The organism is Simkania negevensis Z (assembly GCF_000237205.1).
Taxonomy (GTDB): Bacteria; Chlamydiota; Chlamydiia; order Chlamydiales; family Simkaniaceae; genus Simkania; species Simkania negevensis.
On sequence record NC_015713.1, the window covers coordinates 2,049,532 to 2,064,609 of the forward strand.

Below are 15,078 nucleotides of genomic sequence, written 5' to 3' on the forward strand. Positions count from 1 at the left end.
TACTTGTAGAGAATTTTTATTAAATATACCTTCCCTACAATCTTTATTTTACCAAATCCTAATAAATAATCAACTAAAAATTTAATTATTTTTTAAGTTACTTAAATACAATTGATTAAAATCGATAAAATCGCCGTATCCAAGTCTCAAAATTCCATTACACTCGCTCTAAATGACTTATGATTTCCACGTTCCCTCTCCCTGTATTATATAGGTACCAACCTCTGATGTAAGACAAAAAAAACAGAAAACTATAACCTATTAATAACCAAACATTAAACCAACTTCACATCTAATATATTGGTTTTCAGTAGAATAACAACATCTTCAAATGCGAGAGAAATTCCCCAGTCTCCTTTTCTTACATCAGATGCTGAATTAGTTTAAGCATTCACTATGAAAGATTTACGATAAAAAATAAAAGGTAAACGCAATAAAGCCAAGAACTTAATCTTGGCTTTTGCTCAACTCATATTTTTGATTGCTTTAGCTGGACTATAGTTATCCCCAACGAGACGATCTTATTCCTAGATTAGCCTTTTCAATGGGCCGAACCACTATTTGGTCATTAAAGCGGACGTTTTTCTTCTTCTTAGTTTTTTTTACTTGCAGGGCTACCGCGGCTGTTTCTTTCACTTCTATTCGTCCTTTTTCAAAGTTAAAACTCTTAGAGTTTTTTAAGATAAACAATAAATCACTACGAACCTGTTCAAGAGATGTTCCAGCTTGGTATTCATCGTAAATTATTTCTTTTAATTGGCATTCTGTACTCAAAAATTTGCTATTATATAAAACAATAAATTCGTAAGCATCTACACCCTGCTTTTCTATTTCTTTTATCATAGCAAAAAATTCTGTTTGATCCTGAGGAGTCATTCTATCAAACATGCGTTGAATCCTCATAACATTCCCAGGTCTTGCGCCATTATCTAACACACTTAGCTTAACTTGAATGCCTTCCATTGAAGAGTGACCAGTAGGACCAAAATTCAATTCGTCTAGATGATCCACCATAAACTGATAGTCATTGCTCACTTGCTCATGACTTATTCTCTCATCATACAATAACATACCTCTTAAAGTTGGATGGTGTGATGCCACTTCTAATCCGCTTCTTCCCTTTTCCTTTGAACTTTGTAGCACCGCTTTCAAATTAGGCTTCAGCATTTCAGGCAATGTGTTAATTCTTGCTTGTACACTTTCTTTTGATGAACGAACAGCAGGACCAAAATCCAATTCGTCTAAATGATCCATCATATACTCATAGTCGCTACTCACTTGCTCAAAACTTGTTCTCTCATCATACGATAATAGACCTCTTAAAGTTGGATGGTGTGATGCCACTTCTAATCCGCTTCTTCCCTTTTCCTTTGAACTTTGTAGCACCGCTTTCAAATTAGGTCTCACCAATTCGGGCAATGTGTCAATTCTTGCTTGTACACTTTCTTGTGGTGAACAAATAGCAGGACCAAAATACAATTCGTCTAAGTGATCGATCATAAACTTTAAATCGCTTACGATTTGCTCTTCACTAGCTTCCTGATCAAAAAATATCTTTATTTCTGACATTCTTATAACTGCTCTTTCTGGACTCATGTTAAGGCGAATAAGAATTTGAAGGACATTTTTCAGATTGGTTCGCATCTCATCGGATTGCTTATCAATGTTGCTTTGGACACTTTCTTTTGACGTGATGACACTAGGTTTCGCTTCACTTGTTTGGTCTTCAACAGGAACAATCCAGGGATTTCCAAATACAACATTACCAATTTTGTAAAAGACATCGATTGAATACTCGATCACCGAACTTGCAGCACTTTTCCAATTAATCCCTGCTTTTGATTCAGTGGCTTGCGATGACTGAGTTGCGTTCACTTTTTGGTCTGACGACTGTGGTAAAATAGAGCTCATTATAATCTCCCTTCTTTTTTCCTTATCTACCAGATATTATAACATATAAATGTAATTTTATTACATATTAATGATAAAAAATATAAATTTATTCAATATCTATAAAAAAATCAGTTGCAATTTCTTTCTATATTTCTTGGGGGAAAGGAAGGTAAGGTATAGCGGCCAGAGAACTAGAGAAAGGAAGTAATTCTTTTTGTTTTTCTTGAGCACTTACTTGCTCTAATAAAAAGGCCGCTACACCCTCTTTCTATATTTCTTGGGGGAAAGGAAGGTAAGGTATAGCAGCCAGAGAACTAGAGAAAGGAAGTAATTCTTTTTGTTTTTTCTGAGCACTTACTTGCTCTAATAAAAAGGCCGCTACACCCTCTTTCTTTATTTTGGGAGGGGGAAAGGAAGGTTGGCATAGCGGCCAGAGAACTAGAGAAAGGAAGTAATTCTCTTATTTACAAAATTAGCTTCTAAATACATCAGCCTCACTAAGTTGTACTAAAACCTCGATGATCTGACTCGCCATTTCAGCGTACTTGTCAGCTGTTTTAGCAGCTTGTTGCACTGCTGATTGCATCATTCCCACAGAAGTCTGGTCGAGAGAGCTTTCAGCTTCATTTATACCTGCTTTATTTGTTTGATTTGCAGCAAACATGCCACCAATTCCATTGGCAATTCCACTAAGACCTCGAGCATATAATGAAGTAAGCTCATGGGTTCTACTTGACATCATCTCTTTTTTCTTCTCTACCGAGAGGTCATCTAAGTGTTTATTCAGCGCTTTACGATCTTCAGGTTCAGCTTCATAAAACATTTTTGAGTCAGCTTTGAATTGTGTAGAATTTTCATCTAAGTCTTTAAAGTCATCAAGATGGGTTAACTCCTGCATGCGCTTCTTCGCGATCTTTGCCCGCGATGCTGCTTCTCCTTCAGCCCCATTCGAAAGAACAGCATCTGGAGAAACCTGTAGAGACTTGTTGATTTCATCTTTGTATTTGTTAATGTTATCGAGTTCGTTCTGAAGGCTTTGATTGTCAAAATAGCTTTTTCCCATTGAAAAAAGACCGCCGCCTATCTCGAAAGCCCCAGCTACAAGACCTGCGCCTGCCTGCCATCTCATCGATTTTGCTTTATGCTCAGCACCATCTTTGATATTCTCTGCTTGGTTTTTGCTTGAAAGTCGTTCTGTTTTAGTATCAACGACATTCAATGCCGAGTTAAGAACTGAAAGCTTCGTATAAATTTCAATCAACTGAGCAATCAAGCTAGAAGTCGAACCTACGATTCCAATGTTGTTTTCACTTTGTGTATTATTTACTGTTAACATTATTTCTCTCCCCTTCGATTTACTGAGCTAATAGTGCAGCTAAAGTATTACGAGCATCTACCATGCTATCCGCAAATTTCTCTTCAGCTAAGAATGTTGAAATCACATTTTTAATGTCTTGCTCTTCTTGATCTAGACCTGCTTGATTGATCTCTTCCGCAGAATTTAAGATCGCAAGATCAGCTTGAACCTTGCCCATTTCTGCTACTGCATTAGCATAGGTCATTTGGCTAGCTGAAAGTGTGATATTAGCAAGGCCAGTAAGAACCATAAGTGCTGACGTGATGGTAGTAGCGTTTCTTGAAACAAAGTCGACCACACTTCCAACTTTTTCCATGATTCTACCTGCATCTTCACCAAAAGTCTCTGTGATTTTTTCTGATATGTTTGAGAAAGCAGATACTCCTTCCGATTCAACTGTCATTCCTTTTAGTCCGCTATATCCAGCACTGAGTGAAACCACCATAAGGATCAATTCAGTTGTGGCAAAAACAATTCTTCTTGCCCATTTGTCATCCTCAGGAATTATGCTTGCTACGCTCTTTGCAATTGTTGTGCTTTCTGAAGAAAGAGACATGGCAAATCCAAGTCTTGCTCCTGATTTGGCTGCTTTTCCTGCTTTTTCCGTGTTAAAACTAAGGCTTTTAGATCCTTCTTCTTTCAATGCAGAAAGATTCTCTGAGCTAACATCTGCAAGTTCGGTTCCAACTTCTGCGGCTTCATCTGCAGCAACCTCTATGCCAGCCCCTGCACAACAAAGTCCACCTGTTACAGCAGTGATGACTACAACAGTTATAGCAGCAGCAATGACATGTGCGATTTCTGGATGCTCTTTAAGAGCTGGAATAACTTGTTGTAGCCCCTTAGAAATTTCATTTGTCAATCCAGATACTGCCGGTGTTTTTGACATCAATAACATCATGGCACCGCCAACAACAAGCGCTGGGTTCTCAGTGATAACTCCCACAAGCACCATAGCGTATGGAGCACTCTTTTTTGCAATATTAGCGACTTTGTTCCACCAGTGATGCTTCTTGTTCATTTCTTGTAGGTCGTTTTTATAGTCTTCTGCCTGTTGTTTTGCATTTGCAAGAGTTGAAGCAACATGTGCCTGATCAACAATATTTGAAGCTTCTGACTCTTTTGATTGAGACTCTTGTAATGCTGCAATAAGTTGAAGCATTAGATCTTTTCCAGTAGAAAGTTCGTAAGTTGGCTCCTCAGATTGGTCCAGAATTTCGTTCATCGTATCAATCAAATTATCGATTTGCTCATCTGATGGAGATCTTTTTTCTTCAGTCTTAAATTCAAAATGAGAGCCATTTGCAAATTCTGCAAGTTCTGTTAAATCGCTATCTGAAAGAACTTCATTCATCGCATCGATCATCGCTGCGATTGCTTGATCTACGACTTGCTCATTGATTGCATCTGTTGCCGCTGTGACATTTTGAGTATTAACTAAGTTGTAATTCGCTTGTTCTTTACTAATTGTTGACATTTTTAACCTTTTTTTTCGTTTTTTTGTTATTAAAGTGGTTGTGCGAGTAGGCTTGCAAGGTAATCCATTTCTCCGACAACCTGAGACATAAACTGTTCGACTGCTTGAATCCGTTGCTGTATCATTTTTACGTGTCCCGTCAAGTTACTTTCACTCGATTGAGCTGTCGAAGTTTGCGCTCCATAAACCGATTGAGCTTCATTAATTAATGTGGTAGTTATACTGATATCATCCGAATCACCGGTATAAAGACCCGGACACCCCCCGGTTGCCATCCAACCAGTATAAGTTCCTTGAGTCATGTCGTAGACATCGTTCATTTCACATGTCGAAATATCTTCCAGCTCGTTTGAAAGTGTGATCGCAAGTTGAATCACAGAATTATTCAGAATCGAGTCTGCTGTAATCTTATTGTCCGAGGCTTCCATGACATAAAGCTGAGCATTCTCAGGTATTGTAAAAACTCCATCTGGCGACTCTGCCATCTTCTCCTCCTTAACTATTTCCTATTTGTTGGTTCCAGTAAGATTGGTTCTTCACGAAGTTATTAAATCCATCTTCATCTGTTCCCATCAATGTTTTATCTTCACTTTGAACTTGGCTATATTCTGCTTGCGCCATTTGATCTATCTCTCCACAGCTATCGTCAACTGTGGTTAAATCATTCGTCCATTGACTTTGCTCTGTTAAATAAGCTTGATATCCCTGGTCTGTAGGATTGATCTCAGGACTGCCGTTGCCTTCAGGAACTTCCGAAGTTCCCGGAACCGAATAGCTTTGCCCATCCCAATCTGCTAAAATAGCATTCGCATTATAAGACGTGATTTGAGGAACAGCCACCTCTGTGGGTGAGTCCGATCCGTCATAATAGACATCATATGTCACCTTTGTAACAGTGTAATTATCACTACTGCCTAATAGATCTTCCCCTGAATTCTGTGATTGTGTGATCAGCTGATCGTTTGTCAGCGCAGGATCTGTATATTCTTGAACTAGAAATGCATTCATATTGCTCACTGCATCATCAACTGTTTCAGTTGAACCATTCCCACTTTCACACATATTGACATCATGGGTAATGTTACTCAAAATTGTTTCAAGACCTGATGAAGCATTCATGTCATATCCAGCCCAAGCCTCTAATCCATCAAAATGGCTAAATAAAAACTGAACCATCGTGACAAAAAAGTACTCTAGAGCGGCTTGAGGGGGCAATGAATCCATTTTTGTCATCATTTTATCCCATTGCTCATCCTGTTGGGTTTCCCAACCTTGTTGGGTCGTATAATAAAGGGTATTATCCGCCATCTGTTAACTCCCCGAATTTTCTTTGCTGATTTGATAGGCAAGGCCTTTCGCCTTTTCTTGAATCATGTTATTCCATGCTCCATCTATTTCTTGTTGCATCGTGACGTTTTGTTGCATCATCGCTTGCATCTGAGCGCTAACGGTATCGCATGAGTCTGACATCATTGTCAGGTCTTGGTTCCAACCAGACTGCTCTTCCAAATAATTCTGATAGTTCTTTGAAGATGGGCCTCCTGAAGAAACATCCCAAGATCCTCCGTCCCAGTTTTCTAGTGTCCATTGATCGTTTTGCATTCCGTAGGAAGTGCCATTAGGATCAAACTGAGGAACCGAGACAGATTGCGCCTGTCCATCTACTGTAATCGTGTATGTACTGTAAGTCGGGTCACATTCAAAGAAATCAGACATGTTATTCACAAGTTGATCTTGTAGATCTGTATTATCGCTAAATGCTGGGCAAGTGAAGGCATACCAAAGAGTTTGGTTGGCAGCATTCATTGCAGTATCTACATCTTGAAGATCTTGTGTATATACTGAACCGCCACCTTCTCCATTTTTTAGAACATCATTATAACAATTGCTCATGGTACTGATATCGGGGTCAAAGACTTCCGATACAATATTCATATCATTAGCTCGCCATGCGAGACAATCAGAGGCAGTCTCCCCTAGGAACGGAGCAAGCACTTCAACAATATACAACAGCTGTGCTGTTGGAGTCTGAAGTGTATCGAGTGTGTCCATATCATTAGACCACTCTTGGTTTTGCTGCTCCATCCAAGCGCTTTGTGAATTATATGTCGTAGGAAATGTCATATCCTTCTCCCTCTGTTTATCTCTGCAGAGGCAAAGGTCCTATGAACAAGATCTTATGATGATATTTGCTGTAAAGAGAATGGTTTAAGACGCGAATAACCTTAAGTAGACGCGACCACGCAACCTCAAAATATAGCACTCTTTGGCACACCCCCTTCCGTACATGGGCATGTGACAGATGCGATATTTTTCTCAAGGTGCGAAGCGCTCTAGACGACACGTTATTATATAACGCTTCAGCTAACCCCAGCAAATCCAAAGATTTGCTCAGACCTTAGCCTCACGAATGCATGATTCTACTTTGGAAATTTTAAAAGAATGGTAGGATTCTACAAGTTGTCTTGGATGACTTGTTTAGAACCTATGGTCTCTTATTAAAATTTACTAAGAGAATTATGCACCCTAATAAACAGTTTATTATATTAGATTATATTTTATTAGGTTCTATTCGTTACCCAAATCTATATTAATATTAACACAAACTTATTTTTTTTAAACATATATTTAACATTGTTATCGTAATTTATTAAATGTAAAATACTTACGTTTAAAAAAATTTTTAGATCATTGATTACAAATGGCTTGGTCCTCTAAAAAAGACCTATGTTGGACTTAGATTGAGAGAGAAGCACCATGAGCTTAGCGATTTCTGCCTTCGTTAATGTGAGGACGATGATATAAACTACTTAATATCAATAATTAACATGAGATCTTGGTTTATTTTGCTTATTATCCAGAGAGAAAGTCCTCTTAAATTCTCAGCATTTTTTGGCAAAGGGAAGAGGCAAAAAGGGTGGGAAGAATGAGAAAAACCCCTGAGAATGAATGAAATATAAGTTAACTCATGAAAAAGGGCCGTTATGCAATTCAAGTGGGGGAGATAGGGAGTGCATAACAGCCCAAATTTTAAAGGATTATGTCTGACTAGAGTCAGCTTGCTGTAGCCCAGTTAAAATCTCTGGTAGCTGCAGACTTAGGTCTAGATACTTAGATGCATTTTGCGCAGATTGCTGATAGAGCTGATCCATAAGCTTGCCACCTGTTTCAGACATGACCTTCTCGGACTCAAATTTACCTGCATCTTCCTGATGATTTGCCGCTTCCATTTGCGCTGAAGCCCGTCCAATTTGGCCCACAGCATTTGAGGCCTGCATAATGTGATCGGCATTCTTACTAATACGTGATTTACTCCCATTGATCTCTTCTTCAAGGCTTTGGCCTCTCTTATTGAGATGCTTTGAAATCTCCTTAAGTTGGTCTTCATCTCCTAAATAGAGTGCATCTTTATCTGCCTTAGCAACTTTGAGTTGTGGCTCTTCGGATAGTTTTAGAGCTTGTTTCTCTTTCTCAGGGATCCGTTTTGAGAAGTCTGATGTACGACTTAACTCACCTAAAGTGTTTTTAATTCGCTTTGTTTCTAAATCTTCGCCTTTTTCTGAATTAGATAAGTTCTTTCCTACATTTTGCTTTAAAGCGTTTTCTGTTTCAGTTTGATAATCTTTCACTGTCTGGAGCTCTTCTTCTCGAGGGTCTAACCCTTTCTCTGCTAAGGTCGAATATGCGAATCCGACTCCCATTCCACCAAGACTCACCACTCCACAAGCAAATTCACCATAGGCCTGATCGCGCGTTTGCGATGCTTGTTCATGAGACGCATTTTTCGTATTTTCAGCTGTAGACTCTGCGCTTTTAAATGAGCTTACGGTGTCAAGTATCATCAATTTGTCGTATTGCGACGACATGGTTGAGTACAGCGACATGATTTTATAAATTGCATTTTGAGCCGCTGCTGCTGTTCCACTAAAAACTAAATTTGTCATTGAAACTGAACTTGTCATCTTTTCCTCCTTAAATATTACTTGCAACTGTTTGTGCCGCAGCACTCTCAACATAGCCAAAATGAGAAACTTCATTCATCATCTGTGTCAGAGACTTCGTCATGCTCTTATTAAATTCTAAACTCGATTTCATGGTGCTCTCACCAATTCTATCAGCTGCCATATCTAGTGAGAGTTCGGCGGCACTTTCTCCCATATTGTCAATCACTTTTGCTTGCTCAAGATCATAACCACCATTGACAATACTAGCAGTCCCATCAACTCCAACAGCTCCTATCTTTGTCAACCGAGCTAGTTTTTCTGCAGTTGGAAACTTATCTGCTAGTTTTTCCATCACTTTGACAAGTTCTTCTGGAACTTTTTCAACAAGATTTGCAGCAGTTTCTGAAACAAAATCAATTAATTCAGGCATATTTTTCGAGATGAGTTCGCTTACACCTTTTGTGAGCTTTTCAATTCCTTTCGAAATAGCAGAAGAAGATCCCGCTTCACTCGTCGCAGACATGCCACCTGATGCTACAAGTCCTACAACTGCAGTAAGCTCAAGCAATACAGTTGTCAAAGCTTGAAGAATTTTTTTCACTTCAGGGTTAGAAATAGGAAGACTTTCAAAAATTCCTTCTGAAATCGTGGAAGCTTCGTGACTCATCGCCATAGAGCCTCCCATGAGACCAGCTTTCAGGACTTTCTTTCCATTAAGAGTGATTTTTGTTCCGTTTTTCGCTTCATGACCTCCTAGAGACTCTGTTGCATCGTCAATGGTTTCGGTTAGGTCAGTTGTCGCATCCTCAGTAGCACCAGTTAGTGCTTTTTCGCCAACATCTGCAACAGCATCAACTGCTTCATCTGCTCCGACTTCAAGCGCACCAGCGGCTCCAACACCTGCTGTTACAAGCGCAACAGTTGCTACAGTCAAGACTCCTGCAATCCACTCGGCATCACTTTTTGGCACTCCCATATCAGTTAAGAGATCCTCAAATCCATTCGTCAAATCTTGCATGAGAGGGGTATCTGCCATTACTGCAACAAGTGCTCCAGCAAGAACTAGTTCAGGTTGAGCTGTTAAGACTCCTACCGCGATCATGACGACTGGAACAATTACCTTCACAACGATATCTAAAGCTTTTTTCCACCAAGGTTGGTCTTCTTGCTCGTGGACATCTTCGAGAACTTGTTGATACTGCTCTGCAGCATTTTGAGTCGCTGCTTCAGAACCTTTTGATTCAATTTCTGAATTCACCATCGTTGTTTCTGATTGCACCTCTTGAACCTGTTGCACAGCTAATAGCAGCTCTAAAAGTAATTGTTTTCCTAGCTCTGGAGGTGCATCGGTTTGCTCGAATATATCTTCAACTGAATTCACTAATTTCCCAAGGTGCTGACTTAGCTCTTCATGTTGAGGAGATTGCCCATCTTGAGATGCACCTGAATGCGCGAGTTTTTGGAGTAAGTTGTTTAAAATCGAGATGGCTGAGCTCGCATCTGCTGTACGGTGACTTCCTTTTTCTCCTTCTGGAACTAAATTAAAGTGAATCTGATTTGTGGTTTCTTGAACATTTGACATAATTTTTTATCCTTCCTTTTATTAAGCCGTCATTGGGTTACTTGTGAGCTGACTGGTAAATGATTGCAGTTCCAAGGCCTGTTGTGGGAACTGAAACGTCTGTGTAATTGTTTGCTGAGCGCTTTGAATCTGTTGAGTCATTGCCGACATGACACTTGTTAAAGACGAGATCCAACCCTGAAATCCAGATTGAGCTGCGCTTAAACAAGCTTGCGTCATAGGCACAGCATTATCGTTCGAGCTTTGAAATCCCGGGTCATTGGCGCTATTATAGTCATCGAAAATACCCGAATAACCACCCTTCATAATATCATTCTCTACATCTTGTTGCTTCTTCATCAGCTTAGTTAAGCCTGTTGAAAGGCTAATCGCAATGTTTGCTGTATAGAGCAAGTCATTTTGCTCCACATTTGCAAGCTGGACTGAAGCTTCCATGGTTGCTAATATCACATTGCCCATGGCCTGAAATCCGCTCATTTTTACCTCCTTTTTATGATGTAATTTCGTTATTAATTGCTTGCTGCTCTCCTTTAGAAATGTCTTGTAGACAATTGTCTAAGATCGAAAGCATTTGCTTTTCTTCTCCCATAAAAAACTGGAAAACTGAAGTTGCAGTTTTTGAAAAATCAGTAAAAGTTGTCGAAAGCTCATTCATATCTGCCGTCTTTTCCTGAATCATGTTTTCATACGAGCTCAGTCCCTCCCCTTTTCCTTGCTGGCTACCAGAAGCCACATGTGTATACTCAAAAGTTCCACTCCACATCGCTTCGAGTGCCCATCCTGTGCCATCAACACTCATAACCTGCCAGTCATCAGTAGGCTGACCAGAAGCAGAATTGGCACAATATTCCCCTTGGATCTGTGGAACATCTACCGTTTCCTCGGTACCGTTCACTGTGACGTTCATGGGGACAGAAGTCATGACGATTTTAACGTAATTATTATCAAGCCCGTTATACATTAATCCGGTCGTCATTAAGTCTGAGATCGCGCTCGTTACATTCGCTTGAAGTTGAGAGTTAGATGCTAAGTTAGGATTCAAATACACTAGTTGTAAGATCGAGTTCGCTTCAGAAACTGCATCCGATCCAGGACAACTCCCTGGGTCTTTTCCAAAAGTAAACCCTTTTAGAGAGTTCACGACATCCTCTGGTTTAAGCCCAGTGCAACTATTAAAATCCTCCTTAATACTATCCAAACGAGGGATCAATTGGTCTGAGACTTGATCCATCAGGTAATCCTGATACTCCATCTCTCCCCCAATAGACTTCTCCTTTGTGGGCATCATCACAAACATGATGTAGATAAGCTGAGCAAAGGCATTTGGCAAGGTATCGAGCGTATTGAGCTCACTTTCCCATGCCTTGTTTGCATCAGATTTATATTGATCTCCCGTCGTATAACTTGTCGGGACTGCTGGAATTGTACTCATATCCTAATCCTTTCTTTCCTACTTTCCCTGGCAGGCAGCGAATAGCTTTGTCTTTTCCTCAAGCTGATCCCTGCTTTCCTTTAATGCCTGGAGACGACTCTTCAAACCCATCTAGATTTGACAAGCTCTCCAGGGACGCAGACTTCCCTGGTGCTGAGTGGATTCATGCAAACACATAAAACGCGTATGCACTCAATCGCACGAAGCTAAATAACTGTTACATAATGAAGCAAATAAAGAAGCTTCATCACCTTCACACAAACAAAACCGACCATAGACAAACGAAGTGCCTATCTAAAGCGGCCTTTATCTGAGTGAGGTAAGAAGCGTTTGAAACGACGTATTATAGTTACGCCAAGTACCCCCTCAGCAAACCAGAAAAGATCTGCCAAGATCTAATCATCTTATCATCGATGCATACTGAGACTTAAAAGATACAAAAAGACTGTTTGGTTCAATGGACACATTCTTGGGTGATAGAGTCCAGAACCTCACAATCTCATATTCTATTTAAGATTGTATGCAACACTAATAAATGATTTATTAAATTAGATTATACTTTACTAGGTTCTAAATTACCCAAAATCTATCTTAATAATAGCATATCTTAATTTATTTTAAACAATTATTTTAAATTTTATCATAAACCATTCAATAACAAAGACTTGAGAGATAATCATCTCGCAAATAACTTTCATTCAACAAGTTACAACCAAACCAACTCTAGATACGTCGCTTTGATTTACCGAATAATAAACCCTCAGACTCTCTGTCATCCCTACTCGGGAAAGGGGTATAAGAGCATCCTCCTCCCCCTCCTGGAGTGAACCAAGCAAAATCGATTTGCTCGGGAGCGATGGTTGGGACTTGTTCAAGAGGCGGAGAAATGGTGATGTCGATTTTTTGGATTTCAAGTTGCGCTTTTCCGTTGCTAAATCCCCGGCTATTCCAAGTCGGATTTTCAAATGCAATTTTGATGTACATTGGGCTAAAGGGCCCAGTTCCAAGATCTTGCGTGCTAAAAGGAGTTTCTCCATCGAGTATCCGTGTAAGAATGAGACGGTTATTTTGATCATATTTCCCTTCCATCTTGAGTATGTGGACTTTACCATCCCAAAAGTTCGGCACAACTTTCCAAAGGGGAGTTCCGTCTGGATGGGTATCCATGTATTCGCCATGCCCTCCAACAGCATGACCGATGTAACTTCCATCGCGGATGCAAACGGAATTTTGGGGAGGTGGAGTGTTAGGAGAAATATCTGAACCCATTTCGCAATCAAACTCTGTAATCGGATCGGCGCCTGGTGCATGGGTATGATAAATTGGGTTATTGGGACCGCGCTGCGATTCACCATATGTCCATAAAGCAACAGTCGGTTCGTAATCAGATCCATCATTTGTGGCAACAAAGGTCATTTCAATTGTGAAATCCCGTCCACTTGGGATAAATTGTGTCGATTGAATGCCCCCATTGGCATAAGGAGGGGAAGATGTATTGTCACGGGTACTGATTAACTGAATGCCATGGCATGTGACTTTTGTAAAATCACTTGGTGGAAATCCAGGCCCAAACATGGTATTCCCTGTCAGAGCAACACCCCAATCTGAGCTAATCATCCCACTTGTGAAGTCGTAACTTTGTGTACATCCCGTTTTTTGATACCAACTTCGGTCTGGGTTATAAGGGTTAATCGCATTGATTTGATCATAAACTGTCGGATTATCAGAAATTAAACTCACATCAAAGAAAAAGGCAGCGTCTTCAAGATTTGTCAATATGACCACAGGTCTAAAAAAAGTCCCAGCTTGCATGCTTTCAAACTCATCTGCCGAAATTTCAATCTGAATAGGTGTCACTTGACCTGGGGTAAGAGAAGTAAAGGTTTGAGAGATTTGGGGGAGAGTGGTGTTATCAACGAGGGCAATCCCCTTAAATTGAAGATTCACACTTCCACTTTCTCCTTCTGGAATGAAAATTTTTGCATGAAGAGTATAGTCTCCAATAGGACAGGGAACAGGGCCATTGGAAGTGACCGAACCATTTTTAGGCATGTATAAAGCATGCGCCCCGTTGAGTCCATTTGTCAATTTAATTTCGTGATTCGCAGGAATGCTTCCATCAATATACCAATAAGGATGTCCTGCATTCTTAAGCGGCGATTGATCAATATTTTTCTGAATGGAAATCGAGCCATCTAAAAGATTATCCCCCACATTTAATTTTGATTCGATTTGAGGAAAATGTCCTACATCTGGATCTCCTAAAGTGGTCACTAGCGGAAAGAGAGAAGCAGCGTATTCCATCAGCTTAGAAGTAGTCGTGACATCAACCACGACAATGTTTTTAAAGACAGTATTTTTTCCTCCACTTAAGCTTACCTTCATCGAATTTCCTGAAGCTGTAAACCAAAAAAACCGGCGATGAAATCCTTCTTGATCGATTTCATTAGAAGTTTGAGGATAATCGGTCGTTTTTCCAGAGATCGAGCTTGTGAGAGAAACAGCACCTGCAACATCTATTCCTCCCGAATAAGCTCCATCATTACTGCTTGGGGGTGTTCCCAAAACATACCCTCCCACCAAATAAAGATGACCGGAAATGGTTGTGACCTCTTGGCTAACGCTGATGTAACCTGGTTTAGATGGGATGTCCGAAAAAGAGAGACTATTTTTATTTTCAATAGGACTTGTCTTATCATACGGATCTGGAGAATTCACAACGAGAGTTCCTGAACCGCCCGTAATTTGCCATCCAGTTGTTCCCTCACTAAAATCTCCATTAGAGATCAGATTTTTATAGGAGTCAATAGGGGGAAGAAGGCATTGATATGCGGGAATAGCAAGTGCATTTTGTATGATTCCAATAAGCTGCTGTAAATGGTTGTCATAGTCTGAAGCGTGGTCGCTATCATAGTCATTTTGGATCGGAGAAATCGTCCCCGTAGTGTCATCTTCAATGAGAGATTTGACTTTACTTAAGAGTGCGGAAAACGTTGAAGCATATTGATCTTGAAGAGATTCATAAGGGAGCGTTCCTTGGCGATAAAGAGAAAGAGCCTTTTCATAGTCTTGGCTCGATTGAATAACCTCTTCTTTAACTTGCGTATAATTACATAATTTTTCTGCCTCTTCATCAGTTGTCATGAGTGATCCATATTCAACTCCAACTGCTTGAGCGGTAAATAGAATGGAGATTCCCCAAATAGCTAGCTTCATGTTCTACCTTTAACGAAAAAAATCAATTTGCAGTCATCTTATGCATGTGAAAAAAAATTTACAACCCTGAAAATGGCAAATTTGTTTCCAGATTTGAGAGTGGGGGATATTTGGGTAGTTGATTCGCTGGATTCTGAGTAAGATTTCCCAATTTTGAGCGCAGTGGAATAGCCATGC

11 protein-coding genes are annotated in these 15,078 nt (G+C 40.0%); all 11 read right to left on the reverse strand.

Annotation, left to right across the window (positions count from 1 at the left end; genetic code table 11):
* Positions 1–501: 501 nt before the first annotated feature.
* The 11 genes from SNE_RS10075 to SNE_RS10125 all read right to left on the reverse strand — a co-directional run bounded on the left by SNE_RS10075 (position 502) and on the right by SNE_RS10125 (position 14,901).
* Positions 502–1,911: a hypothetical protein gene (locus SNE_RS10075; protein WP_013944313.1), complete on the reverse strand. Its 1,410-nt coding sequence runs from the start codon at positions 1,909–1,911 to the stop codon at positions 502–504.
* A 454-nt stretch (positions 1,912–2,365) separates the two neighbouring features.
* A complete protein-coding gene (locus SNE_RS10080) occupies positions 2,366–3,229 on the reverse strand; it encodes a hypothetical protein (protein ID WP_013944314.1) in 864 nt (287 codons plus the stop codon).
* Between the two features lie 19 nt (positions 3,230–3,248).
* On the reverse strand, positions 3,249–4,727 hold the full coding sequence (locus SNE_RS10085) for a hypothetical protein (RefSeq protein WP_013944315.1): 1,479 nt from the start codon (positions 4,725–4,727) through the stop codon (positions 3,249–3,251).
* Positions 4,728–4,756: 29 nt separating this feature from the next.
* Positions 4,757–5,212, reverse strand: a complete 456-nt coding sequence (locus SNE_RS10090) for a hypothetical protein (RefSeq protein ID WP_013944316.1) — start codon at positions 5,210–5,212, stop codon at positions 4,757–4,759.
* A gap of 10 nt (positions 5,213–5,222) precedes the next feature.
* On the reverse strand, positions 5,223–6,035 hold the full coding sequence (locus SNE_RS10095) for a hypothetical protein (RefSeq protein WP_013944317.1): 813 nt from the start codon (positions 6,033–6,035) through the stop codon (positions 5,223–5,225).
* Between the two features lie 3 nt (positions 6,036–6,038).
* On the reverse strand, positions 6,039–6,851 hold the full coding sequence (locus SNE_RS10100) for a hypothetical protein (RefSeq protein WP_041419051.1): 813 nt from the start codon (positions 6,849–6,851) through the stop codon (positions 6,039–6,041).
* Positions 6,852–7,765: 914 nt separating this feature from the next.
* Positions 7,766–8,689, reverse strand: a complete 924-nt coding sequence (locus SNE_RS10105) for a hypothetical protein (protein ID WP_013944320.1) — start codon at positions 8,687–8,689, stop codon at positions 7,766–7,768.
* A 10-nt stretch (positions 8,690–8,699) separates the two neighbouring features.
* Positions 8,700–10,253 (reverse strand): type III secretion system translocon subunit SctE, encoded by a 1,554-nt coding sequence (locus tag SNE_RS10110; protein ID WP_013944321.1) that lies wholly within the window; start codon positions 10,251–10,253, stop codon positions 8,700–8,702.
* A gap of 21 nt (positions 10,254–10,274) precedes the next feature.
* Complete coding sequence (locus SNE_RS10115; RefSeq protein WP_013944322.1) at positions 10,275–10,730, reverse strand: hypothetical protein; 456 nt, start codon at positions 10,728–10,730, stop codon at positions 10,275–10,277.
* Between the two features lie 13 nt (positions 10,731–10,743).
* Complete coding sequence (locus SNE_RS10120; RefSeq protein WP_013944323.1) at positions 10,744–11,685, reverse strand: hypothetical protein; 942 nt, start codon at positions 11,683–11,685, stop codon at positions 10,744–10,746.
* Between the two features lie 723 nt (positions 11,686–12,408).
* Complete coding sequence (locus SNE_RS10125) at positions 12,409–14,901, reverse strand: carbohydrate binding domain-containing protein (RefSeq protein WP_013944325.1); 2,493 nt, start codon at positions 14,899–14,901, stop codon at positions 12,409–12,411.
* Positions 14,902–15,078: the final 177 nt, after the last annotated feature.